At 70.7% G+C, this 24,367-nt stretch carries 21 protein-coding genes; 12 read left to right on the top strand and 9 right to left on the bottom strand.

Going from position 1 to position 24,367, the window contains the following annotated elements; genetic code table 11:
* The first annotated feature begins 42 nt into the window (after nucleotides 1–42).
* The 4 genes from BM013_RS24380 to BM013_RS24365 all read left to right on the top strand — a co-directional run bounded on the left by BM013_RS24380 (nucleotide 43) and on the right by BM013_RS24365 (nucleotide 5,663).
* Nucleotides 43–750: a Vgb family protein gene (locus tag BM013_RS24380; protein WP_093130224.1), complete on the top strand. Its 708-nt coding sequence runs from the start codon at nucleotides 43–45 to the stop codon at nucleotides 748–750.
* Nucleotides 751–805: 55 nt separating this feature from the next.
* Complete coding sequence (locus tag BM013_RS24375; protein ID WP_093130223.1) at nucleotides 806–1,642, top strand: DUF899 domain-containing protein; 837 nt, start codon at nucleotides 806–808, stop codon at nucleotides 1,640–1,642.
* A gap of 31 nt (nucleotides 1,643–1,673) precedes the next feature.
* Nucleotides 1,674–2,309 (top strand): hypothetical protein, encoded by a 636-nt coding sequence (locus BM013_RS24370; RefSeq protein WP_093130222.1) that lies wholly within the window; start codon nucleotides 1,674–1,676, stop codon nucleotides 2,307–2,309.
* 270 nt (nucleotides 2,310–2,579) lie between these two features.
* Nucleotides 2,580–5,663 carry an autotransporter outer membrane beta-barrel domain-containing protein gene (locus tag BM013_RS24365; RefSeq protein WP_093130221.1) on the top strand — a complete coding sequence of 1,028 codons (3,084 nt, stop codon included), beginning with the start codon at nucleotides 2,580–2,582 and terminating at the stop codon, nucleotides 5,661–5,663.
* Nucleotides 5,664–5,697: 34 nt separating this feature from the next.
* Here BM013_RS24365 and BM013_RS24360 read toward each other — a convergent pair whose 3' ends face one another.
* The 3 genes from BM013_RS24360 to BM013_RS24350 form a co-directional block, all read right to left on the bottom strand.
* Nucleotides 5,698–6,759 (bottom strand): agmatine deiminase family protein, encoded by a 1,062-nt coding sequence (locus BM013_RS24360; RefSeq protein WP_371280796.1) that lies wholly within the window; start codon nucleotides 6,757–6,759, stop codon nucleotides 5,698–5,700.
* 95 nt (nucleotides 6,760–6,854) lie between these two features.
* Nucleotides 6,855–8,033, bottom strand: a complete 1,179-nt coding sequence (locus tag BM013_RS24355; protein ID WP_371280755.1) for an agmatine deiminase family protein — start codon at nucleotides 8,031–8,033, stop codon at nucleotides 6,855–6,857.
* 92 nt (nucleotides 8,034–8,125) lie between these two features.
* Complete coding sequence (locus BM013_RS24350; protein ID WP_093130220.1) at nucleotides 8,126–8,998, bottom strand: LysR family transcriptional regulator; 873 nt, start codon at nucleotides 8,996–8,998, stop codon at nucleotides 8,126–8,128.
* 109 nt (nucleotides 8,999–9,107) lie between these two features.
* Between BM013_RS24350 and BM013_RS24345 the strand changes: the two genes are divergently transcribed.
* Nucleotides 9,108–10,187: an agmatine deiminase family protein gene (locus tag BM013_RS24345; RefSeq protein WP_256221651.1), complete on the top strand. Its 1,080-nt coding sequence runs from the start codon at nucleotides 9,108–9,110 to the stop codon at nucleotides 10,185–10,187.
* 4 nt (nucleotides 10,188–10,191) lie between these two features.
* Here BM013_RS24345 and metC read toward each other — a convergent pair whose 3' ends face one another.
* The 4 genes from metC to BM013_RS24325 form a co-directional block, all read right to left on the bottom strand.
* Complete coding sequence (gene metC / locus BM013_RS24340; RefSeq protein ID WP_093130219.1) at nucleotides 10,192–11,397, bottom strand: cystathionine beta-lyase; 1,206 nt, start codon at nucleotides 11,395–11,397, stop codon at nucleotides 10,192–10,194.
* A 49-nt stretch (nucleotides 11,398–11,446) separates the two neighbouring features.
* The gene (locus BM013_RS24335; protein ID WP_093130218.1) at nucleotides 11,447–12,457 is read right to left on the bottom strand and encodes a Bug family tripartite tricarboxylate transporter substrate binding protein; all 1,011 of its coding nucleotides are present in this window, start codon (nucleotides 12,455–12,457) and stop codon (nucleotides 11,447–11,449) included.
* A 76-nt stretch (nucleotides 12,458–12,533) separates the two neighbouring features.
* Complete coding sequence (locus BM013_RS24330) at nucleotides 12,534–14,165, bottom strand: rhodanese-like domain-containing protein (protein ID WP_093130217.1); 1,632 nt, start codon at nucleotides 14,163–14,165, stop codon at nucleotides 12,534–12,536.
* 84 nt (nucleotides 14,166–14,249) lie between these two features.
* Nucleotides 14,250–14,840 carry a cysteine dioxygenase family protein gene (locus BM013_RS24325; protein ID WP_093130216.1) on the bottom strand — a complete coding sequence of 197 codons (591 nt, stop codon included), beginning with the start codon at nucleotides 14,838–14,840 and terminating at the stop codon, nucleotides 14,250–14,252.
* Between the two features lie 106 nt (nucleotides 14,841–14,946).
* Between BM013_RS24325 and BM013_RS24320 the strand changes: the two genes are divergently transcribed.
* The 3 genes from BM013_RS24320 to BM013_RS24310 all read left to right on the top strand — a co-directional run bounded on the left by BM013_RS24320 (nucleotide 14,947) and on the right by BM013_RS24310 (nucleotide 19,640).
* On the top strand, nucleotides 14,947–15,825 hold the full coding sequence (locus BM013_RS24320; RefSeq protein ID WP_093130215.1) for a LysR substrate-binding domain-containing protein: 879 nt from the start codon (nucleotides 14,947–14,949) through the stop codon (nucleotides 15,823–15,825).
* A 154-nt stretch (nucleotides 15,826–15,979) separates the two neighbouring features.
* Nucleotides 15,980–17,866 (top strand): sensor histidine kinase, encoded by a 1,887-nt coding sequence (locus tag BM013_RS24315; protein WP_143098328.1) that lies wholly within the window; start codon nucleotides 15,980–15,982, stop codon nucleotides 17,864–17,866.
* A gap of 133 nt (nucleotides 17,867–17,999) precedes the next feature.
* Nucleotides 18,000–19,640, top strand: coding sequence for a thiamine pyrophosphate-binding protein (locus BM013_RS24310; RefSeq protein WP_093130213.1), 1,641 nt, complete (start codon nucleotides 18,000–18,002; stop codon nucleotides 19,638–19,640).
* Here BM013_RS24310 and BM013_RS24305 read toward each other — a convergent pair.
* The gene (locus tag BM013_RS24305) at nucleotides 19,637–20,758 is read right to left on the bottom strand and encodes an RNA methyltransferase (protein WP_256221650.1); all 1,122 of its coding nucleotides are present in this window, start codon (nucleotides 20,756–20,758) and stop codon (nucleotides 19,637–19,639) included. The two genes, BM013_RS24310 and BM013_RS24305, sit on opposite strands and share 4 nt — an antisense overlap.
* 159 nt (nucleotides 20,759–20,917) lie before the next feature.
* On the opposite strand from BM013_RS24305, the gene BM013_RS24300 reads away from it, so the two are divergent.
* A complete protein-coding gene (locus tag BM013_RS24300) occupies nucleotides 20,918–21,361 on the top strand; it encodes a cupin domain-containing protein (protein ID WP_093130340.1) in 444 nt (147 codons plus the stop codon).
* Nucleotides 21,362–21,397: 36 nt separating this feature from the next.
* On the opposite strand, the gene BM013_RS24295 is transcribed toward BM013_RS24300, so the two are convergent.
* Complete coding sequence (locus BM013_RS24295) at nucleotides 21,398–22,261, bottom strand: AraC family transcriptional regulator (protein ID WP_093130212.1); 864 nt, start codon at nucleotides 22,259–22,261, stop codon at nucleotides 21,398–21,400.
* 94 nt (nucleotides 22,262–22,355) lie between these two features.
* Here BM013_RS24295 and BM013_RS24290 point away from each other — a divergent pair, with 94 nt between their 5' ends.
* Genes BM013_RS24290 through BM013_RS24280 form a run of 3 tightly spaced genes read left to right on the top strand, consistent with a single transcriptional unit; the run spans nucleotide 22,356 to nucleotide 24,082 of the window.
* Nucleotides 22,356–22,901, top strand: a complete 546-nt coding sequence (locus BM013_RS24290) for a carboxymuconolactone decarboxylase family protein (RefSeq protein ID WP_093130211.1) — start codon at nucleotides 22,356–22,358, stop codon at nucleotides 22,899–22,901.
* A 37-nt stretch (nucleotides 22,902–22,938) separates the two neighbouring features.
* A complete protein-coding gene (locus tag BM013_RS24285; RefSeq protein ID WP_093130210.1) occupies nucleotides 22,939–23,646 on the top strand; it encodes an MOSC domain-containing protein in 708 nt (235 codons plus the stop codon).
* Nucleotides 23,647–23,704: 58 nt separating this feature from the next.
* Nucleotides 23,705–24,082, top strand: coding sequence for a DUF4345 domain-containing protein (locus BM013_RS24280; protein WP_093130209.1), 378 nt, complete (start codon nucleotides 23,705–23,707; stop codon nucleotides 24,080–24,082).
* The last annotated feature ends 285 nt before the right edge of the window (nucleotides 24,083–24,367 follow it).

Raw genomic sequence — 24,367 nt, 5'->3', positions numbered from 1 at the left:
CTCCAAGGCGCCGATCCACGGTGCACCCACAAGGAGCCAACGATGACCAGCAAAGCAAGCAAGACAGCCGAGACCGGCAAGGCCGGCCCTCATGCCGAGGCGCGCGCCGGGGTGCAGCCCGCGGAGATCGTGCGCGAGTACGGACCCTTCCCCGGCAGCGACAAGGTGGCCGGCGTAACCCATGACGGCCAGCGCGTCTGGGCCGCGCTGGGGGCGCAGCTGATCGCCTTCGATCCGCACAGCGGCGAGCCCACGCGCACCCTCGACGTTGCCTGCGACGCCGGCACCGCCTTCGACGGCAAGCACCTCTACCAGATCGCCGATTCGCGCATCGACAAGATCGACCCCGTCACGGGCGGCGTGGTGGCGTCGATTCCGGCGCCCGGCCACGGCAGCGACTCGGGCCTGACCTGGGCCGAAGGCAGCCTGTGGGTGGGCGAGTACCGCGACCGCAAGATCCACCAGGTCAACCCCGAGACCGGCGCGGTGGTGCGCACCATCGAGTCGAACCGCTTCGTCACCGGCGTGACCTGGGTCGACGGCGAGCTCTGGCACGGCACCTGGGAGGGCGACGAGAGCGAGATCCGTCGCATCGACGCGCAGACCGGCGCCGTGCTCGAGCGGCTGGAAATGCCCAGCGGCGTGGGCGTGAGCGGGCTCGAGTCGGACGGGGCCGACCTCTTCTATTGCGGCGGCGGTGGCAGCGGCAAGGTGCGCGCCGTGCGCCGGCCCAAAGCTGCCCGGGTCTGACCTACATCTCCACACACCTTCGTACACGTCCGCAGATTGCAAGGAGCTTCCCACCATGAACACCGCAGTTACCGAAACCAGCACCGTGAATCATCCCGTCGTGCCGCCCGAGCGCTGGGTGGCCGAACGCCGCGCCTTGCTGGCGCGCGAGAAGGAGCTGATGCGCCTGCACGACCAGGTCGCCCGCGAGCGCCGCGCGCTGCCGTGGGAGCGCATCGAGAAGGCCTACGTGTTCGACACGCCGCAGGGCCGCCGCACGTTGGCCGAGCTGTTCGAGGGCCGCCGGCAGCTGCTGGTGCAGCACTTCATGTTCGGCCCGGGCTGGACGCAGGGTTGCCCGAGCTGCTCGTACATGGCCGACCACACCGACGGCATGAACGTGCACCTGGCGGACCGCGGCATCACCTTCGTGGCCATCTCGCGCGCGCCGCTGGCCGACCTGCTGCGTTTTCGCGAACGCATGGGCTGGCAGTTCGACTGGGTGTCGTCGAACGGCAGCGACTTCAACCACGACTTCGCCGTGAGCTTCACGCCGCAGGAGCAGGCCACCGGCGCCGTCTACTACAACTACGAGAAGCGGCCCTTCCCGGCGCAAGAGGCGCCGGGCGTCAGCGTGTTCTACAAGGACGACGCGGGCGATGTCTTCCACACCTATTCGACCTTCGGCCGCGGCGTGGAAGTGATGATGGGCGCGTACAGCCTCATGGATCTCACGCCCAAGGGCCGCAGCGAGCGCGACGTGCCGCACAAGATGGAGTGGGTGCGCCACCACGACCGCTACGAGCCGGCACCGGCACCGGCACCCGCACCGGCACCGGCACCGGCACCGGCACCGGCACCGACGCTTGCTCCCGCGGCGGCCGGCGGCTGCTGCGGCGGCGCGCAGCACTGAGGCGCGAACGGCCCGCCCGCACGAGAACGGCATGGCAAGCCTCTGGCCATGGCTGGCGGTCGCCGGTGTCGGCGCACTGCACGGGCTGAACCCCGCCACCGGCTGGATGTTCGCCGCCGCCTGGGGCTTGCGCGCGCACGACCGGCGGCAGGCGCTGCGGGCCCTGGCGCTCATCGGCATCGGGCATGCGGCCTCGGTCGCGCTGGTGGCCGCCGCGGTGGCGCTCGGCCTGTCGATGGACCGGGTGCTGTTGCAGGCCGGGGCGGGGGTGCTGTTCGCCGCGGTCGCCGGCGTGCACCTGGCGGGCCTGCTGCGCCGCCGCGCCGGGCATGGCCCCGCGCGATGGGCGGCGCGCACGCCCACCGGCCATGCCGGGCTGGCGCTCTGGTCTTTCATGATGTCCACCGCGCACGGTGCCGGCCTGATGCTGGTGCCGGCGCTCATTCCCCTGTGCATGGGCGACGCGCCCGCGGCCCGGGAGATCACCGCGTCGGGCTCGCTGCTGCCGGCGTTCGCGGCGGTTGGCGTTCACTCCGCGGCAATGCTTGCCACCACGGGGCTCGTTGCCACCGGTGTGTGCCGCGGCTTCGACGCGGGCACCGGCTGGCTGCGCGCCTTTCGCCGGAAATCGCAGGCGGCGGCGCCTGCTGCACGCCTGTTGCACTGAGTACCTTCGAACTCATCAGGAAACATTGGTTACTTCCTGATGCAATTCAGGGTATGCCGCCTACCGGATGCCCCGACGCGACGGGGGCGGCCGCCATACCCACCCTTCAAGGCCCGCATGGGGTACCCGAAACCGGGCATATGCCGCCCTGCTACGCGTGCTTACATTTTTAACTTGCAAATTCGAAATCGACGGCGTGGGGAGGTGCAAGCCATTGCTGCCACACGCGGGCGCCTGCCCGATCAGGTAACGAAGGACCAAGTTGAAGCCATGAACAAGATCTTCCGAACCCTCTGGAATTCGACCCTCGGCACCTGGGTGGCCGCACCTGAAATCTCGCGCGGCCATGCGCGCTCGTCCAGCACGCGCAGCGTTCGCGTGGCCACGGCGGCGGCGGCGCTGCTGGTGTGCGCCGTGCCGGCATGGGCGGCCGGTGGCGCGGGCGGCGTGCCTGTCGGCGAGACCACGCTCAACGCGGGCGCGGGCGGCAGCAACGGCACCGGCGGTGCCGGCGGCTTGAACGACACCACGGTCAATGCCTTCGGCGGCGCCGGCGGCTCGTCAACGCCAACAGGCGTTACACCGGGAGCGAGCGCAAACATTGGGCTGTTCGGCACGGCCACCCCGGGCACGGGCGGCACGGCCGGCACGGTCAGCATTCCCGCCGGTCCGGGTGCGTTCGTGGGCCAGGCCGGCGGCGCGGGCCAGGCGCAGACCGGCGGCCCTGCCGCCGGTGACGGCTACGGCGGCGGCGGCGGCGGCGGCTTCCAGGGCGCGTCGATCCTGAACAGCACCACCACGTCTCCCGACAGCTACACCGGCGGTGCCGGCGGCGCGGGCGGCAACGGTTACTGGGGCGGCGGCGGCGGCGGCGCCGGCGGCTACGGCTCGATCCTCGATGCGCCGCTGGGCAGCTACACGGCCACGGGCAGTTCCACGGGCGGCATCGGCGGCCAGGGCGGCGACGCCTTCTCGCAGGCCGGCGGCGGCGGCAGCGGCGGTGGCGGCTTCTACCTGAACACGACGAGCGCCGGGATCACCTTCATCAACACCGGCGCCATCACCGGCGGTGCGGGCGGCGCGGGCGGCGCCGAGTCGTCGCCACCGCGCGCGAACACCGCGGGCGGCGGCGGCGGCGCGGGCGGCATCGGCGTGACCCTGGCCGGCACCGCGGTGACCGTCAGCAACACGGGCCAGATCACCGGCGGCGCCGGTGGCGCGGGCGGTGCGGCCGGCGGCGGCGTGGGCGGCACCGGTTCGCCGGGCGCGGGCGGCGACGGCGGCATCGGCCTGTCGTCGACCGGCGCGGGCGCCACCATCGGCAACACCAACAGCATCACGGGCGGGGCCGGCGGCGCAGGCGGCGCCAACAGCAGCGGCGGCGCGGCCGGCGCCAACGGCGTGGGCGGGGCCGGCGTGGCGGGCGCCAACATCGCGCTGACCAACAGCGGCACCATCACCGGCGGCCTCGGCGGCGACGGCGTCACGCGCGCCGCGGCGGTGGAGTTCACCGGCGGCGCCAACAGCCTCACGCTGAACACCGGCTCGGCGATGACCGGCGCCGTTGCCATCGACGCGGGCGCCACCGCCAGCGTGATCGCCGGCGCCAACGGCCTGAGCGTGCCCAACGCGCTGATCCTGGGCGGCAACGGCACCATCGACACCAACGGCAACAGCCTCGGCTGGTCGGGCCCGATCTCCGGCGCCGGCAGCCTCGCGAAAAACGGCGCGGGCGTGCTCACGCTGAGCGGCACCAACACCTACACCGGCGCCACCAGCGTCGCGGCGGGCACCTTGCGCGCCGGCGCGGCCAACACGCTGAGCAGTGCGAGCGCCTTCACCGTGGCGACGGGCGCCACGCTCGACCTGGCCGGCAACAGCCAGACCGTCGCGTCGATGGCCAACAGCGGCACCGTGTCGCTGCTGGGCACGGTACCCGGCACCACGCTCACCGTGACTGGCCCGTGGGTCGGCAACGGCGGCACGCTGCGCCTGGGCACCGCGCTGGGCACCAGCGCCAGCGCGAGCGACCGGCTCATCCTGAGCGGCGCCACCGCCATCGCGAGCGGCACCACCAACGTGCAGGTCACCAACCTCGGCGGCCTGGGCGCATTGACCAGCGGCAACGGCATCGAGTTGATCAGTGCCGTCGGCGGAGCCACCACCACGGCGCAGACCACCAAGAGCGCCTTCAGCCTCGCGGGCGGCCACGTCGATGCGGGCGCCTACGAATACCGGCTGTACGCGGCCGACGCCAGCGGCGCGGGCGAGAACTGGTACCTGCGCTCCACCACCACGGCCGTGCCGCCGGCCACCGGTGGCGGCACGGGCACGGGCACGGGGACAGGGACAGGGACCGCCACCGGCGGCGGCCTGGTCGTGCCGACCTACCGCGCCGAAGTGCCGCTGTACGCCGCGCTGCCCGAGCAGTTCCGCCAGGCCAACCTGTCGATGCTGTCCAACCTGCACCAGCGCGTGGGCGACGACGGCCCGAGCGGCGCCAACACCGCGTCGCCGGAGCAGGGCTACCGCCAGGCCTGGGCCCGCATCATCAGCACCGACCGCACCATTTCGCAGGGTGGCACCGTGAGCCCCACCAGCAAGGGACGCCTCACCGGTTTCCAGGCCGGCACCGACCTGTGGGCCGACCCCAACTGGCGCGTGGGCGTGTACGTGGGCCAACTCGACGGCGACATGCGCGTGACCGGCTTTGCCAGCGGCCTGGCGAACCTCGGCGTGGGTTCCACCGACCTGCGCAGCCAGTACGTCGGCGCCTACGCCACCTGGAAGAACGACAGCGGCCTGTACGTCGACGGCGTGCTGCAGGCCGGGCGCCACCGCTACACCGCGTCGCCCACGCTGAGCTTCGGCAGTTCGGGCAAGGGCAACAGCCTGCTGGCGTCGATCGAGGTCGGCCAGTCGTTTCCGCTGGCCGAGAACTGGACCATCGAGCCGCAGCTGCAACTGGTGCACCAGCGCGTGAACCTGGGCGACACCGGCATCGCCGGTGCGCTGGTGCAGCAGGACAGCCACAACGGCTGGCTGGTTCGCGCGGGCGTGCGGGTCAAGGGCGAGATCGCCACCAGCGCCGGCCTGCTGCAGCCCTATGTGCGCGTGAACGTGTACCGCAGCGGCAGCGGCACCGACGTGACCCGCTTCGTCGGCCCGGCCGGCTTCACCGACATTGCCACGCGCACCGGCGGCACCAGCACCGAGCTGGCCGGCGGCGCCACGCTGCAGCTGACCGAGAGCACGAGCCTGTATGCGGAAGTGGGCAAGCTGTGGGGCTCGGGCGGCGGGGCGCGCACGAAGAGCGGGATCGAAGGCAGCATCGGGGTGAAGGTGCGCTGGTAAGCGTGAGCGCGGGCCCACGCCAACGCCCGCGCCCTCAACGCGGCTGCTGTTGCGTGGTGCAGTGGATGCCGCCGCCGCCCGCGGCGATGGCATCGATGTCGAGCTGCACCACCTCGCGTCCCGCAAACAGCTCGCGCAGCAGCGAACGGGCGTTGCCGTCGGCGCGCGCGTCGCCGAACTGCGGCGCGAAGACGGCACCGTTGCACACGTAGAAGTTGATGTAGCCCGCCGCGAACTCGCGTGTCTCGAAGGTCTTGCGCACCGTTGCCGGCCCCTTGAGCACCTCCACGCGCAGCCGCTGTCCGCGCGCATCGGTGGCCTGCCGCAGGATCTCCAGGTGGCGCCGCGTCACCGCGTGGTCGTAGGAGTCGGGGTCGTCGTCGAGGCCGGCCACCACCACGCCGGGCGATGCGAAGCGGGCGTAGAAATCGGTGTGGCCGTCGGTGATGTCGCGGCCCGCGATGCCCGGCAGCCAGATGATCTTGCGCAGGCCCAGCAGCCGCTTGAGCTCGGCCTCGCAGGTCTCCTTGCTCAGGCCCCGGTTGCGGTTGGCGTTGAGCACGCAGCTCTCGGTGATGATCGCCGTGCCGGCGCCGTCCACCTCGATGGCGCCGCCCTCCAGCACGAGCCGGGTGCGCAGGCGCTGTACCTCGGCCGCGTCGCTCACGTACTCGGCCACCTCGGCGTCGTGGCCGTGCGACTGCTTGCCGCCCCAGCCGTTGAAGTTGAAGTCCACGCCGGCCCGTTCGCCGGCGGCGTTGCGCACGAACACCGGCCCGGTGTCGCGCATCCAGAGATCGTCGACCGGCTGCACCTCCAGCTGCACGCGGTCGCCGCACAGGCGCGCGGCGATGTCCTGCTCTTCCTCGCGCACCAGCATGTGCACCGGCTCGAAGGCGGCGATGCCGCGGGCAATGCCGGCCAGGTGCTCGCGCGCCGGCTTCAGCAGGCGCCGGCCCCACACTTCCTCGCTGGGGCCGAAGGACATCCAGGTGGCGAGGTGCGGCTCGCCCTCGTCGGGCATGTGCCATGTGTCACCCGTGGCCCCGCCCGGGCTTGCGGCCCTGGCGGCCGTGAACGCCGTGACCGCCGGCATGGCGGCCCAGCCCAGCGGCGCGAGGCCCAGGCCGCCCAGCAGGCGGCGGCGTGTCGCGGAAAAACGCATGTCGGGCTCCTCGGTGGGCGGCGCGCTCACGCCGGCTCCTGCTGCGTCGTGCAATGAATGCCGCCGCCGCCCGCGGCGATGGCGTCGATGTTCAGCTGCACGATCTGATGGCTGGGCAGATGGGCGGCCAGCGCATCGCGCGCCGCCCGGTCGGCGACAGCATCGCCGAATTCGGGCAGGAACAGGGCCTTGTCCGTGATCAGGAAATTCACGTAGCCGGCCGCGAAGTCCTTTCGCGCGTACGCCGGCCGTACCTGTCCCGGCGTTTCCAGCGTGACGATCTGCAGGGCGCGTCCGCGCGCGTCGGTGGCCGTGCGCAGCAGTTCCAGGTGCCGCCGCGTCACGGCGTGATCGAACGACTGGCTGTCGTTGTCCAGCGCCGCCACCAGCACGCCCGGCTTGAGGAAGCGGGCGTAGAAATCGGTGTGCCCGTCGGTGATGTCGCGGCCCGCGATGCCCGGCAGCCAGATGATCTTTTCCAGTCCCAGCAGCCGCTTGAGCTCGGCTTCCGCATCGGCCTTGCCCACGCCCGGATTGCGGTTGGCGTTGAGCACGCAGCTCTCGGTGATGACGGCCGTGCCCTGGCCGTCGACCTCGATGCCGCCGCCCTCGAGCACCAGGCTGCTGCGCAGCAGGGGAACGCCCGCCTGCCCGGCCATGAAGGCCGCCACCGTGGCATCGCGCGCATGGGCCTGCTTGTTGCCCCAGCCGTTGAAGTTGAAGCCCACGGCGGCGCGTTCGCCGCGTGCGTTGCGCACGAACACGCAGCCGGTGTCGCGCATCCAGAGATCGTCGATGCCGTGTTCGATCAGTTGCACGTTGGAGCCGCAGAGCTGCCGCGCGGTGGCGAAGTCTTCCGGGTTCACCAGCATGCGGACCGGCTCGTACACGCTGATGGCATTGGCGATGCGTGCCAGCGCCTGCTGCACCGGCTGGCGCAGCTGCGCCGTCCAGATGGATTCGCGTGCCGCGAAGGCCATCCATACGGCGCGGTGCGCGCCGCCTTCGTCGGGCATCTGCCAGCCGTCGCAGCCGCTGGAAGCCACGGGGGCGGCCGCCGGTGAAGGCGTGAGGGAAGGAGAAGGGGGCCATGCAGGGAAAAGGGCGGGCGAGCCGCCGCCACTGCCACCACCGCCGCAGGCGCCGAGCATTCCGCCCAGCAATCCGAGGCTGCCCAGGCCCATCAGGGCACGTCGAGTTGTCATGAAAATTAAGGGTTACTACCAGGGCATCGGATTCTGTCGACCTTTATTCATTTGCATAACTGATCTTTATTGGCTGAATCAATCAACCCAGCTCATGATTTGTCTTGCGCGTCGCGCGCATAGCCCAGCAGGCTGTCGAAGACCTCGCGCACCAGCGGCAGCCGCGGCTCCCCGCCGGTGCGCGACATCCATACGGTGCCCAGCGGCAGGCTCGGAAAGCCGGCCAGGTGTTGCAGCTGGCCGTTGCGCAGGGCCTCGTCGGCCAGCAGCCGCGAGAGCAAGGCCAGGCCGCGCCCGCGCAGCGCGGCGTCCAGCAGCAGGCGCGGATCGTCGTAGATCGCCACCTTGCGCAGGCCGCCGAAGTGCTCGCGGATGAAGGGGCCGATGCGGTCGCTCGTGAGGTCGCCCTCCAGGCACAGCATGCCGGTGCCCTGCGGTGCCCCCGCGCCGGGCACGCCGACGGCGATCAGCTCGTCGTCCAGCAGCGGCACTTCGAGCACGCCCTGCTGCTTGAGCGGCTCGCGCGTGATGGCGATGTCCACGTCGAGTTCGTCGATGTAGCGGGCCGTCTCGTCGATCGAGATGATCGGGCACAGCGCCGGGTGCGCCTGCAGCAGCTGGTCCACGCGCGCCTGCAGCCAGCCCCTGACGATTGGCGCGGGGCAGACCACCGTCACCAGGTTGTCGTCCATGTAGGTCTCGATGCGGCTGAGCCCGTTGCGGATCTGCTCCAGCGACTTGCTCACGCTGTCCAGCAGCAGGCGCCCGGCCACCGTCAGTTCCACGCCGCGGCCCTTGCGCCGGAACAGCGGCTGGCCGACCTGCTGCTCGAGCTGCGCGATCTGGTGGCTGATGGCCGATTGGGAAACGAAGAGCTCGTCCGCGGCGCGCGAGTAGTTGCCCAGGCGGGCGGCCGCCTCGAAGCCGATCAGGAACCTGAACGAAGGCAGTCTGGCGTTTGACATATGCACATATGAGTTGGGTCGATGAATACATGGCGAATTCATCGTTTTTCAATCAGCTGGGTTCAACTCATAGTACGCGTCCCTTTGAACGACACACCCGAGGAACGACGTGATACCGAACGATTTCGACTGCCGCCGCGCCGGCTTGCGCATGCCCGCCGAATGGGAGCCGATGGCGGCCACCTGGCTGGGCTGGCCGGTGCTGGCCGACCGCGAAGAACTCTGGGGAACACACTACGACGCGGTCTGCCGCGCCTTTGCGCTGCTCGCGCGCACGATCGCCCGCTACCAGCGCTGCATCGTCGCCGCCCACGCACCGCTGGCCGACCGGGCGCGCGAGCTGTGCGGCCCGCGGGTCTGCGTCGTGCCCATGGCCGTCGAGGACAACTGGCTGCGCGACTGCGGCCCCGTCTTCCTGGTGGACGCGCAGCGGCGCACCCAGATGGCCGCGGGCTTCCGCTTCAACGCGTGGGGCGGCAAGTACCACCCGCACGACGGTTGCCGGCGTTGCGCGGCCGACATCGCGGCATGGGTGGGCGTGCCGCTGGTCGCGTCGGACATGGTGCTGGAGGGCGGCGCCTTCTACGTCGACGGGCAGGGCACCCTGCTGACCACCGAGAGCTGCTTGCTGCATCCCAACCGCAATCCGGGCATGCGCAAGGCCGACATCGAGGCCGAACTGCGGCGCATGCTGGGCGTGCGCAAGATCGTCTGGCTCCCGGGCCATCCGGGCGAGGTCGAGACCGACGGCCATGTGGACGGCATCGCCTCCTTCACGGCACCGGGCCGCATCCTCTTCAATGCCGCCGACCCCGACCAGGGTGAGCTCTACCGCGCCATGCAGGAAAACCGCCGTGCGCTGGCGCTGGCAACCGACGCGCAGGGCCGCCGCTTCGAAGTGCTCGACCTGCCCGTGCCGCGGCAGGTTCGCAACCACGGCAGCGAGCGCTTCTGCGACACCTATGCGAACTACGTGCTGGTCAACGGCGCGGTGATCTCCACGGCCTTCGGCGTGCCGCAGGACGCACAGGCGCGCGAGGTGTTCGCCCGCGCCTTTGCGGGCCGCACGGTCGAGCTGCTGCCGATCGATGCCATCTCGCTGGGCGGCGGCGCCGCGCACTGCTCGACGCAGCAGCAGCCCCTGCCGGCGGCCCGCTGGCGCGGCGCGGGCTTCGGCCCGGCCTCCTAGGGAATTAGGCCCCTGTGTTCATCGCCGCAAACCCGCGCGCCAGGTCCGCCACCAGATCCGCCGGTGCCTCCAGCCCGACATGCAACCGCACCACCGCCCCGCGCCCGCTCCAGTCGGTCACGCTGCGCGCGGCGCGCATGTTGGTCCACGCCACCAGGCTTTCGTAGCCGCCCCATGACGAGCCACGCCCGAACAGCGTGAGCGCATCGACGAAGCGCTCGACCGCGGCGTTCCCGATGCCGGGCTTCAGCTCGATCGACAGCAGCCCGTTGGTGCCGCTGCAGTCGCGCTTCCAGATGTCGTGGCCCGGGTGCTGCGGCAGCGCCGGGCAGAACACGGTGGCCACCTCGGGCCGCTGCTCGAGCCAGTGCGCCACTTCCAGCGCATGCCGCTCGTGCATCTGCAGCCGCGCCGACAGCGTGCGGATGCCGCGCAGCACCAGCCACGCGTCATCGGGGCTCACGGTCATGCCGAAGGCGTCGCAGCGTTCGTTCAGTGGCCGCCATGCGGCCTCGGTGGTGGCGACGGTGCCCATCATCACGTCGGAGTGGCCCGAGAGGTACTTGGTCGCGGCCATCGTCGAGATGTCCGCGCCCAGCGCGAGCGGGCGGTACTGCAGGCCCGAACCCCAGGTGTTGTCGGCCGCCAGCAGCGCGCCGCGCGCATGCGTGAGCGCGGCCAGCTTCGGCAGGTCGCACATCTCGTACACCAGCGAGCCGGGGCACTCCGCGTACACCAGCCGCGTGGCGGGCTCGAACAGGTCCTCGATGCCGCTGCCGTCCGCCGCGAAGAAGCTGCTGCGGATGCCGTAGGGCTCGAGGAACGAATGCACGAGGTTGCGCGTGGGCTCGTACACGCTGTCCGACATCAGCACATGGTCGCCCGGCTTCAGGTACGACAGCAGCACCATGCCGATGGCGGCCAGCCCGGTCGGGAAGAGCCGCGTGCGGTAGGCGCCTTCGAGCTCGCTCACCGCGTCTTCGAGCGCGAAGGTGGTGGGCGTGCCGCGCGCGCCGTAGCTGAACACGCGCTCGTCGTCGCGCCGCGCCCGCGCATCGCGCATGGCGCCCACGCTGTCGAACAGCACGGTGCTGGCGCGCACCAGCGGCGTGTTGACGGGCGAGCCGCCCGCATGCGACGGGTTCTTGCCGGTGCGCGTGAGCCGCGTGTCGGGGGCCAGGTCTGCGGGGACGTTGTGCGGGTCGGACATGGTGATGAAGAGGGCGGATGGCGAAAGAATTTCAGGCCGCTATGTTGCGTCAATCGGCGCGGGCGCCGGAGAGCTTGACGATGCGCGACCAGCGATCGATGTCCTGGCGCATCTGCGCGGCAAAGGCTTCCGACGAATTGCCGACCACCTCGCTGCCGCCGTCGGTCACGAGCTTGGCCACTTCGGGCAGGCGCAGCGCGCGCACGATGGCTTCGTTCAGGTAGGCCACGCGTTCGGGCGGCGTGCCGGCCGGTGCGAAGAAGCCGTACCAGTCCTCGAAGCGCGCGCCGGCGTAGCCGAGTTCTTCGAGCGTCGGTGCCTTGGCGAACACGCCGATGCGCCGCGGGCTGGTCACGGCCAGCACGCGCAGCTTGCCGTTCTGCACCAGGCCCGCCACCGACGCGGTGGAGGTCACCAGCACGTCGACCTGCCCGCCGAGCAGGTCGGTCAGCGCGGGGCCGGCGCCCTTGTAGGGCACGTGGGTCATCTCGATGCCGTTGTCCTTGCCCAGCACCACGCCCACCAGGTGCGACAGGGTGCCGTTGCCCGGCGTCGCGTAGGTCACCTTGCCGGGGCTCGACTTGGCCTTGGCGGCCAGGTCGCCGAAGCTCTTGAGGGCCGAGTTGGCGTCGACCACCAGCGCGAGCGGCGCGGCGTTGATCTGCGTGATCGGGATGAAGTTCTTGACCGGGTCGAAGCCCGCCTGCGCATACAGCGTGGGGTTCACGGCCATGATCGACACCTGCGAGGTGAGCACGGTGTAGCCGTCGGGTTTGGCGTCGGCCACGGCCTTGGCGCCGATGTTGCCGCCCGCGCCGCCGCGGTTGTCGACCACGGCCGCCTGGCCGATGATTTCCGGCAGGCGCGTGGTGACGAGGCGCGCGGTGGCGTCGTTGCCGCCGCCGGGCGGGAAGGGCGAGATGAACTTGATCGTTTGCGACGGGAAGCCGTGGCGCTGCGCCATCGGCTCGGCGGTGGCGGGGTGCACGACCAGCGCCGCGAGCCAGGTGGCGGCGACGGCGAGGCGAACGAGCGGTGAGATGCGACTGACAGACGACATGACAGGACTCCTGGAATAGGAACGGACAAGGACGAACAACAGAAAGCGAAAACCGGGGGGGTGGATCAGGGGTGGATCACTGGTGCGATGGCGTGGCCGCCACCGCCGCAGGCAGGCGGAAAGCGGCTTTTTCCTGCGCATCGAGCTGCGCGACGAGGCCGGTCTCCCATGCGAGGTAGCGGCGAGCGGCTTCCTTGTTGCCGTCGTGGCGGTCGTGCACGAAGAACAGGTAGTCGATGCAGTCGGCATCGGCGGGCAGCGCGGGCGTGGCTTCCAGCGGCAGGCCGGCGGCGCGCCAGGCGGCCATGCCGCCCTGCAGCAGCAGCGGCAGCGGCGCAGGCAGGTTCGCGAGTTCGGAGGCCGCGGTCCAAGCCGCGAGCGCGGCGTCGTCGGCCACCAGCACCAACTGGCGCGTCTCGTTCTTCACGTCGGCGGCCAGGCGCGGGCGGATCGACCAGCGCGCCTGTGCGATGTGCCCGGCGCGAAACGGCATGCTGCCGCGAAGGTCGATCACCGCCACGTCGTTCTTCTCGAGCCGCGCGGCGAGCGTTTGCGCATCGATGGTGGCCAGTGGAGGAGCCGCCGGTGCCTTGGCGGGCGCCAGCGACAACCCGCTCGCGAGGCCGCCCTCGAGCACGCTCGCGTCGTGGCCCATCTGCCGCAGCCAGCTCGCGATGGTCGGCGCGCGCACGCCGTCGTTGTCGAACAGCACGAGCCGCGCGCCGCGCACGCCGACGTACTGGTCGCCGGCCTGCATCAGCTGGCCGCCCGGCGTGTGCTGCGCGCCCGGCAGGCTGCCGGCGGCGAACTCTTCGGGCGTGCGCACGTCGCACAGGAACAGGCTGCGGCCCGCGTTGGCAGCCTCGGCGGTTTCGGCAGCCTCGGCGGCCCACTGCTGCACCGTGGGCGCGGTGACCACGGGCACGTCGAAGCGCGCGGCCAGTGCCTTCGCAGCGGGGCGCAGGTCGGTGTTGCCGCTGTCGTCGGCGTAGCGGCGCGTGCCGCCGTGCTCCAGCACGTGGTCGTTCAGGTACCAGCCCTGCGTGCCGTTCTCCAGCGCGTACACCGGGTTGGGCAGCCCGAGGTTGATCAGCGTCTGCGCGCCGATGATGCTGCGCGTGCGCCCCGCGCAGTTGATGACGATGGGCGTGGTGGTGTCGGGCACCAGCTGCCGCACGCGGTAGGCCAGCTCGCCGTTGGGGCAGCAGGTGGCGCTCGGGATGTTCATCTTGTGGAACTCGCTCACGGGCCGGCCGTCGAGCACCACCACCTTGTCGTTGCGCGCCAGCATCTCTGCGAGCTGGTCGGCGCTGACGCGGGGCGTGTGATAGACCTCCTCGGCCAGTTCGCCGAAGGTCTTCGAGGGCAGGTTGACGCCCGCGAAGAGCACGTAGCCCGCGGCCTTCCATGCGAGGGCGCCGCCCTGCAGCACGTGCACGCCGGTGTAGCCCAGCGCGGCCAGCTGCGCGGCGGCACGCTGTGCCACGCCGGCGGATGCGCCGTCGCCTTCGTCATAGACCACCACCCGCGCGCCGCGGCGCGGCACCAGGCGCGGCACGTCGAGCTCGAGCCGGCTGAAAGGCAGCGGGATGCCGTAGAACAGGTGCGCCTCGCCGTACTGGCCGTGCTCGCGCACGTCGAGCAGCGCAATCTCCGCGCCGTCGTGCAGCCAGGATTTGAGGGTCTTCGGGTCGATGAAGGAGGTCATGAGAACAAGTCGTTGGGACGAACGGGGTCCTGCGAGGCCGCGCGTGCGGCCCGCATGAACAAAAGTGGAAAGCCGGAAGGCGCTTTAGCGGCGCGTCTGCACGCCGATGCCCATGGTCTGGTAGGTGCCGGCGGCCAGGTCGTAGGCGGTGCGCTGGTTCAGCGTTTCGAGCGCGCGGCCGTACATGTGCAGGTGGCGGATCACCTGCTCGCCCTGGATCTCCACCGAGTGGATGTCCTCGGGCATCAGTGCGATGCCCGTGCCCGGTGCCACGACGACCAGTGCCGTTTCCTCGAGCTGGCCCTTGCCGGCCACGGCGCCGTCGTCGGTGCGCTCGTACACGCGGTTGTGCTCGGTGCCTTCCACGGCCGCGATGCAGGCCCAGGTCGTGTGGTTGTGCGGCACGATCTTCTTGCCGGGGCGCATCACGTTCAGGTAGAGCGCATAGCTCTGGTCGGCGTCTTCGGCGATCAGGTAGCGCGCCTGGTGCTCGCCGGCCTCGGGCGGCGGGAAGTCGGCGGCGCCCCAGTACGCGGTGTGCGCGGCCAGGTCTTGCAGCGAGCCGAGCACCACGTCGAGCGTCTCGCGGGTTGCTTCAGCGCCGCCGATGGCTTTCTTCATCGCATCGATGGACGCGGTCACGGCCTGCTGGCGTTGCTCGGATGGGGTGCTCATGCGTGTTCTCCAGTGGGGTTGCGTGTTCGGTATGCATTCACTGTAGTGACCGGCGCGTGACGCAACAATCCAAGCGGTGCAACAAACACATCAATAAAATTAATGTATGGCCACCCTCGATCTTGAACTGCTGCGCTCCTTTGCCGCCGTTGTCAGCCACCACAGCTTCGCGGCGGCGGCCGTTCACCTGGAGCGCACGCAGTCGGCCATCACGCAGCAGATGCAGCGGCTCGAGGAGCAGATCGGCCATCCGCTGTTCGCCAAGCAGGGCCGCCAGAAGCGGCTCACCGAGCACGGCGAACGCCTGCTCACCTACACGCACCACATGCTCGCGCTGAACGACGAGGCCCTGCGCAGCTTGCGCCAGGGCCAGCTCGAAGGCAACCTGCGCATCGGCGCGCCGCACGACGTGGCCGAGACCATGCTGCCGCTGCTGCTGACCGAGGTGGCGCGCACCTCGCCGCTGCTGCAGCTGGACATCCACATCGGGCGCAGCCCCTACCTGATGACTTCGCTGAAGAGCGGCGAGGTCGACATGATCATTTCCAACCGTGCCGACGCGCAGTCGCAGTTCGAGGGCGTGGTGCTGCGCAACTCGCCCACCGTGTGGCTGTGCGCCGCGGGCTACGTGCACGACCCGACCAAGCCGGTGCCGCTCATCATGGCCGACGGCCCCAGCATCTTCCGGCGCATCGGCCACGAGGCGCTCGACACGGCGGGCGTGGCCTGGACGCCGCGCTACACCTCGTCGAGCCTGATCGGCATCAAGGCCGCGCTGCGCGCGGGGCTCGGCGTGACCGCGCGCGGCGTGGAGCAGCTCGACGCCGGCCTGCGCGTGCTGGGCGCGGGCGACGGCATGCCGCGGCTGCCCGACCTGGCGTACTACCTCTACGTGCGCAGCCATGTGGTGAACCCGGTCACGCGCCAGGTGTTCGAGACGCTGAAGAAGCACCTGCGGCTGCCGCGCACCGACGTGCCGACCTGAAGCACCAGAAGAGCCAGAACCTCGGAACGTCAAACCCGAGAGCGCGAAACGGCTTGTGTGCGCTTGGGCGACAGTTCTGCAAGGAATTGTTGCTACAGTCGGCGGCGTCATGGGTCGACGAAACAAAGCGCTCGTATGGCGCCTGCTGTGGGTGATGCTTGTGCTCGCAGGGCTGGGATGGAGCGTTTCCGCCCGCGCCGTGACGCTGGTGGAGCAGGCGCAGCTCACGCTGGCCTTGCGCGGCCAGGCCCCGGCCCCCGCCGAAAGCCCCCAGACCGTGTCGCTGCCCTACCTCTGGGACGAGCGGCAGGGCGCGGTCGATGGCGAGGCGCGGTTCACCTTCGAGATTCCGGCCGCCGACCCCCACACCCCTCTTGCGCTGTTCGTGCCGCGCCTGGGCAACAGCTACCGGCTGTCTGTGAACGGCCATGAACTGGCGCGCTTCGGCGCCTTTCCCCCGGGCCCCTATGACGACGCGGCGATCGAGCCGCAGTACTTCCTGCTGCCGGCCTCGGGCCAGACATCGCCGCAGCGCGTGGAAATCGCCATTGCCGCGCAGGCCGCGCGGCAGGGCGGCCTGTCGCCGGTGGTGGCGGGCAGCGAGGCCGAGATTCGTCCGCTGTACGAGCAGGCGCTGTTCTGGCACGTCAGCGGCGGGCGCTTCATTGCCATCGTGAGCGGCGTGCTGGGTGCGCTGTCGCTGCTGGTGTGGCTGCGCCAGCGCGAACCCATCTACCTCTACTACGGCCTGGGCGAGCTGCTGTGGTCGGTGCAGACGGCGCGCGTGCTGTTCACGCATGCGCCCTTGGCCTGGCCCTGGTGGGGCGTGCTGCCGCTGGCGGCGTTCCAGGCGGCCACGCCCCTGCTGTGCCGCTTCGCGCTTTCCGTGGTGGGGCGCGACAACAGCCCGCTGGCGCGCTTCCTGGGCCTGATGGCGTGGCTGGCGCCGGTGACGGCCGCGATCGGCATCCTGGTGCCGGTGCTGTGGCTCATGCCGTTGTGGCGCGGGCTGAGCCTGCTGATGGCGCTGGCGATGATGGTCGTGGTGTTGCGCGTGGCGCTGCGCAGCGCGGTGCTCGAGCATCGCGTGCTGGCCGTGGCCGTGCTGCTGATCGTGCTGTGCGGCGCGCGCGACGTGTGGGTGATGCGCACCTCGCCCGAGGCCTACGCCATGGTGCCTTGGGTCCGCTTCGCGTGGGTGGGCTTTGCCATCTCGCTGGCCTGGATCATTGCCGAGCGCATGCGCAAGGACGCCCGTGTCATGGCGGCCATGAACGTCGCGCTGGAAGCCGAACTCGCCGAGCGCAACGCCGCGCTGGAGGCTGCCTTTGCCCGCGAGCGCGAAGGCGAGAAGGCGCGCGGCGCGCTCGAGGAGCGCCAGCGCCTCACGCAGGACCTGCACGACGGCCTGGGCGGCCAGCTCATGGGCGTGCTGCGCATGGCCCAGCAGCCGGGCGCGGCGCTCGGCGACGTCGCGCTGCACCTGCGCGACGCGGTCGACCAGCTCAAGCTCACGGTGGACGCCATGCACGGCTGCGAGGGCGACGTGGCCTCCGCGCTGGGCACCGTGCGCTACCGGCTCGGGCCGCGGCTGCAGGCCGAGGGCATCGACCTGCACTGGGACGTCGGCCATCTGCCGACGATGGCGGGCTGGACCGCGCGCGAGTCCCACCAGATGCAGATGCTGCTGTTCGAGGCGTTCGCCAACATGATGGCGCACTCGGCGGCCACGCAGGCCAGCCTGGTTGCGCGGCTGGTGCCCGGTGGCGGGGAAGGCGAGGGCGATGGCAACGGCAACGGCAACGGCAACGGCAACGGCGAGCGCATCGGCGAGCGCATCGAGATCAACCTGTGCGACAACGGCCGCGGCTTCGACGCCAACGCCAGGTCCGGCGGCCGGGGCCTGACCAACATGCGCGTGCGCGCCGCCGCGCTGGGCGGCACGCTCACGCTGCGCTCGCGGCCCGGGGAAACCGTGCTGTGCCTGCACTTGCCGGTGCCCGAGGCAACCGCGGGTGGGGCCGCCTTCGCCATCGACTGACGCGCGCCTTCGAAGGTGGCGCCTGACAGATAATCGGCCGCCCTGCGCCGCGCACTTCCTGTCCGGGTCAACGCTTGCGTTCGGGCCAGCGCCATTCACTCGGGCCCGGCACCTGAAAACCGAACTTCCCCGCATGACAGAACCCACTCGCCGTCGAGGCGCCGATGCGCTGATCCAGTCTCTGCAAGCCGCGGGCGTGAAGCGCATCTTCACGCTGTCGGGCAACCACATCATGCCGGTGTTCGACGCCGCGTTCGGCGCCGGCATCGAGCTCGTGCACACGCGCCATGAGGCCAGCACGGTCCACATGGCCGATGCGTGGGCGCGCATCACCGGCGAAGTGGGCATTGCCCTGGTGACGGGCGGCCCGGGTCATGCGAACGCTGTGGCCGCGCTGTACACCGCGCAGATGGCCGAGGCGCCGGTCGTGCTGCTGTCCGGCCATGCGCCGAACGACCAGCTCGGGCAGGGCGCGTTCCAGGAGATGCGCCAGGCCGAGATGGCCGCGCCGGTCTGCAAGGCCGCCTGGACATGCGCCAGCGCCGACGACGTTGCCGCCGACATCGCCAGGGCGATCCGTCTCGCGCGGTCGGGCCGGCCGGGGCCGGTGCACCTCAGCTTGCCGACCGATGTGCTCGAAGGTGCTGTGGCAGACGCTTCCTTCACTTTGGATGCGGCAGCGTTCGCACCCGAACCGATGCCGCTCGATGCGGCCGTTGCGGCGCGGTTGCTCGACTGTCTTGCAGCGGCCCGCAACCCCATGATCGTCGTCGGACCCTCGTGCATGACACGCAGCGGCCGCGCGCTGACCCATGCGCTGGAAGAGGCGACCGGCATTCCCGTGGTCGGCATGGAGAGCCCGCGCGGCGCCGGCGATGCGAGCCTGGGCGCGTTCGCCCAGCTCGCGGCCCGCGTCGACTGCCTGCTGCTCGTGGGAAAGCGGGTCGACTTCACGGTCAAGTTCGGCGCTGCCTTTCCCGCGGCGACGCAGGTGCACCAGGTCGACGCCGAGCAGGCCGAGATCGATCGCAGCCGCCGTGCGCTCGGCGACCGGTTGCAGACCGTGGCGCAGGCCGATGCCGCATCGGCATTGCGCGCGCTGACCGATGCCGCATCGCCGGCCGCGCGCGAGCCGGCGGCTTCTGCGTGGCTGAGCGAAGCGCACGAGGCGCTGGCCTACCGGCCCGCCGCGTGGGACAGCGCCAGCGCGCCATCGCCGGGCCGGCTGCACCCGGTGCAGATGCTGCGCCCCCTTCAGGCCCTGCTCGACAGCCATCCCGAATCGGTGCTCGTCTGCGATGGCGGCGAGATCGGCCAGTGGGCCATGGCCTGCCTGCGCGCACCGCACCGCGTGAACAACGGCGTGGCCGGGTCGATCGGCGCCGGGCTGCCCTATGCGCTCGCGGCGCGCTGCGCCCGACCCTCGGCGCCCGTGGTCGCGGTCATGGGCGACGGCACCGTGGGCTTTCACATCGCCGAGTTCGACACCGCGGTTCGCTACGGGCTGTCCTTCGTCGCGGTGGTCGGCAACGACGCGCGCTGGAACGCCGAGTACCAGATCCAGCTGCGCGACTACGGGCCCGAACGATTGATCGGCTGCGAGCTGCGGCCCACGCGCTACGACACCGTGGCGCAAGCCTTCGGCGCGCATGGCGAGTGCGTGACGGAGGCCGCCGAGCTGCTGCCCGCCGCGCGGCGGGCGCTCGCCAGCGGAATGCCGGCGTGCCTGAACGTGGTGATCGAAGGCGTGCCCGCGCCGCAGATCCGGCGCTAGCCGCCGGTAGCGCCGGTAGGGCCGGTAGGGCCGGTAGCGCTGGCCGAACCGGTAGTGCCGGCAGCACCGGAACGAAGGCCCGGCTCGGCGCCGGTCTTCGGCCTGTGCAGCACCACCTGCACCTCGGCCGCGCGCGCCCTCAACTGGCCGCAGCCACCGTCGATGTCCTGGCCGGCCGAGTTGCGCAGCTTCGTGAGGATGCCGCGCTGGTGCAGCGTGCGCGCCATCTGCTCGCAGCGCTCCCACGACGGGCGGCTGAACGCCACGCCGTCCACCGCGTTGAACGGAATCATGTTCAGCACGCCGTACTTGCCCGAGAGCAGTTGCACCAGGCCTTCGATCTCGTCCGGCCCGTCGTTCACGCCTTCCAGCAGCGTCCATTGGTACTGAATGGGGTAACCCGTGGCGCGCGCATAACGCTCGCCCGCGGCGACCACTTCCTCGGGCGTCATGTTGGGCGCGCGCGGCAGCAGCTTCCTGCGCAGCTCGGCCTTGGTGGTGTGCAGCGAGAGGGCCAGCGCGGGCTTCACGCGCTCCTGCTGCAGCCGCTCGAACGCGCGCGGGTCGCCCACGGTCGAGAACACCAGGTTCTTGTGGCCGACATTGCCCACCGTGCCGAGCAGCTCGATGGCCTCCAGCACGTTGTCCAGGTTGTGGGCCGGCTCGCCCATGCCCATGAACACCACCTTGCGCACCGGCCGCCGCAGGCGCGCAAGGGCGACCTGGGCAATGATCTCGGCGCTGCCCACCTGGCGCAGCAGGCCGTCGCGGCCCGTCATGCAGAACTGGCAGCCGACGGCACACCCGACCTGCGACGAGACGCACAGGCCGTCGCGCGGCAGCAGCACGCTCTCCACGGTCTGACCGTCGGCAAGGGCCACCAGCAGCCGCTCGGAGCCGTCGGCGCCGGGGTGCACCGCGTGAATGCGCGCCAGCCCCGCAAGCTCGGCCTCGATGGCGGGCAGGGCCTCCATCAGCGACGACGGGAAGAAGCTGTGCGGCAGGCGCCGGCCGCTGTCGCGCGGCAACGCATGCGACCACAGCCGCAGGATGCGCTGCTCGTGGCTGGGGCCCGCGCCGGCTTCGCGCAGCCGGCGTTTCAGTTCGTGGATTCGCATGCGGGGGGCAGGGCAGGGGGGCGCTGCGGGCTCTGATGACCGTGATGGCTCTGGGACGACATGCGACAGATTGTGCATGGCAGTCACCCGAAGTCAGCCGGCTTGTGCCCCCCGATGGCGGCGCGCAGAATCGCGCTCCCCGCCCTGGAGGCATGGAACATGACGATTCCGTACTTTGTCCTGACGCCCGAGCGGCGCGACAGTCCTCTGAACGTGGTCGGTACGCAGGTGACCGTGCTGGCGTCGAACGCGACGACGCGGAGCTTCGGCATCACCCTGCAGCGCGGCGACGAGGGCACGGGCCCGCCGCCGCACAGCCACGACTGGGACGAGGCTTTCTACGTGCTCGGCGGCCAGATCACGTTTCTCTGCGACGGCAAGGCCCACATGTGCCAGCCGGGCACGCTCGTGCATGTGCCGCGCGGCACGGTGCATGGCTTCCAGTACGGCAAGGGCGGCGGGCAGATGCTCGAGATCACGGGCCAGGGTGCCCTCGCGTCGGAAATGTTCGCCGCCATCGACCACGAGATTCCGGCGGGCCCGCCCGACATTCCCCGGCTGTTGGCGGTGCTCGCGCGCAACGGGGTCACCGTCGAGTCGTGAGCTTCAGCCTGCGCACCGAGGCGAAGCAAAGGCCGGTCACTGCCGGGCCGCAAGCCATTCACGCGCGGACACGCCGACCTTCTGCGTGAACAGGCGCGACAGCGCCGACGCATTGGCATAGCCGAGCGCCTGTGCGATGGTCTTCACCGATGCGCCCTTCCTGAGCTCGGCCTGCGCGATGGTCAGGCGCCAGTTCGCCAGGTAGTCCGCCGGCGTGGCGTCGACCACCGCCTTGAAGCGCTGGGCGAACGCGCTGCGCGACAGGCCGGCCTGTTGCGCCATCTGCTCCAGCGTCCACGGCTCGCCCGGGCGCTCGTGCATGCCGACCAGCACGCGCGCCAGTTGCGGGTCGCCGAGGCCGGTCAGCAGGCCGGCCGGCAACTCGCTTTCCTGCGGATGGTCGAGCAGCCAGCGCAGCAGCTGGATCAGCACCACCTCGAACATCCGGTCGGCCAGCAGCCGGTGCCCGCACAGCACCCGCGTGGTCTCGGCGAAGAGCAATGACAGCGACTGCTCGAGGCCTTCCACCGCGTGCAGCGGAAGGCGGATCAGCGCAGGCAGCGCACGTGCCAGCGGGTGCGCGTCGCCGCCGTCGAAGTCGAGCGTGGCGCAGACGAAATCCGAGCCTTCCGTCGGCGCGTTGTGAAAGTTGTGCGCCAGCGGGCGCGGATAGAAAAGCAGGCTCGGCTCCTTCACCACGAGCTTGCGCGGCACGCCGGCGCGCGACGAATGCGTGACCACCATCTCGCCGCGGCGCAGCACATGCAGAAAGCCGCGCCCCTCCTTCGCCTCGAAACGCGTGGTGCCGCACAAGGGGCCGGCATGGAACAGATGCGCCCGCACGTGGAAGCGTTCGAGCAGCGAGGAAAGCCTGTCGATGGGCGGCGTGCGGGGCGGCATTGGACGAAAAGGTACGTTATCTGGATAAAACGAGCCAAATCATACGACCGATGCAAAGACACTTGTTCCCACCACTTCATTTCAAAGGAACACCATGACTCGCATTCCCCTCGTGACCGACGCCGCTGCCACCGGCGAAGCCAAGGCACTGCTGTCCGAGATCCACGGCGCCTTCGGCGCCACGCCCAACATGTTTCGCGCCGTCGCCCACTCGCCGGCCGCGCTCAAGAGCCTGTGGGGCGCGTTCGGCGCGCTGGGCGGCGGCGTGATCCCGGCGCAGCTCGGCGAGCAGATCGCCGTGGCCGTGGCCGACCGCAACGCCTGCCACTACTGCCTGGCCGCGCACACCGCGCTGGGCCGCAAGGCCGGCGTGTCCGCCGCCGACATGGCCGCGGCGCAGGCGGGCGAATCGGCGAACCCGCAGACCGCGGCGGCATTGCGCTTTGCGCTGAAGGTCGTCGACGAACGCGGCCAGGTCGACGCAGCCGACGTGCAGGCGCTGCGCGCCGCGGGCTTCGACGACCGCCACATCGTCGAGATCCTGGCGCACGTGGCCTTGAACCTGTTCACCAACTATGTGAACGTCGCGTTCGAGGTGCCGGTCGATTTCCCGTCGGTCAAGCTGCGCGCGGCGGCATGACGAAGACCTTGCCGACGGCCTGGCTGGCGCAACTCGAATGACGGTGCAAGCCACCACCATCGACGCGCTGCTGGTGGGGCAGGTCGGCTTGCTGCCCGACGGCCGCTCGGCGAGCGGCATCCACAAGTCGCCCGCTGAAGGCGCGCTGTGGCTGTCCGCCACCGGCCTGCAGGGCGATGCGCAGGCCGACCCGCGCATTCACGGCGGCCCCGAAAAGGCCGTGCACCACTACCCGCGCGAGCACTGCGCAAGCTGGGCCTCGTGGAGCCGCCGCGCCGATCTGCTCGGAAGCCCCGGCGCCTTCGGCGAGAACGTTTCCACGACGGGCTGGGACGAATCGAATGTGTGCATCGGCGACGTGGTGCGCCTCGGCGATGCGCTGGTGCAGGTCTCGCAGGGCCGGCAGCCGTGCTGGAAGCTCGACGTTCGCTTCGGCGAGCCCGGCATGGCGCGCGAGATGCAATCGCGCGGCTGCACGGGCTGGTACTACCGCACGCTCGAACCCGGCTGGGTGCGCGGCGGCGCGCAGGCGGCGCTGGTCGACCGGGCGCACCCGCAGTGGCCGTTGTCGCGCCTCATCGCCCTGCTGTTCGCGCGCGACGAACGCTTCGCGCCCGAGTGGGCGGCTGCCGCCGAGTTGCCCGCACTGGCCGAGCGCTGGCGCCGCACCTTCGGCAAGCGGGTGGCCGCCGGGCACGTCGAAGACTGGGAGCCGCGGCTGCGTGCGCCTTCGAAAGACACCTGAGCTGTCAGCTTGCAGGGGCACAATCGCGGCGTTCATCAGCCCCCCAAGAGGTACGCCCATGCCCGCCAGCCAGCGCATCGTGCAAGTCTGTCTCTTCGTCGTTGCCGCCATCGCCTTGTTCGGCGGCACGCTCCAACTGTTCATGGGGCAGCCCGAGACCACGCCCAGGCTGGACAACGTGCACCGCTTCATGGGCGGCGTCTACCTGTCGACGGGGGTCATCAGCCTGTGGGCGGCGCTCACCATCCGCCAGCAGGGCACCCTCGTCTACCTGATCGCGTTCGCGGTCTTCATGGCCGCGGTGGGGCGGCTGGTTTCCATGGCCAAGGTCGGGCTGCCGGAGCCCGGCGGCGTGTGGCTGGCCTACCTGGCCTCGGAGCTGGTGTTTCCCGTGATCATCGTCTGGGCCCAGTGGGTGGCGCACCGCATCCGGTAGCGGTCGATGCCTCGGCTTTACGGCGGGAGGGGCAGCCACTATGCTCTCGCGCACAGCCAGAAGAAGCTGCGACCTTGACCGCGATGCGCGGGAAGGGCGCATTCGAAACATTCGCGTCGCCGCCTGATGCGAATGTGCCCCCGCCGGTCGCGCAACAGGATCGCCGGGGAGCGGCTGTCGAGGCGTGCTTGCCGAAGTGACGCAGCGAACCTGCGCAGCCTCGGCCTGTGGGGGCCGAACTCGCCGTCATCAACGGCCTCATCCACCCAAGCCTGAAACTTGAAT

It is taken from the genome of Variovorax sp. OK605 (genome assembly GCF_900115445.1).
Classification (GTDB): Bacteria; Pseudomonadota; Gammaproteobacteria; order Burkholderiales; family Burkholderiaceae_C; genus Variovorax.
The sequence above is the reverse complement of the archived record's forward strand: the minus strand, read 5'-3'. Positions and strand labels throughout refer to the sequence as shown.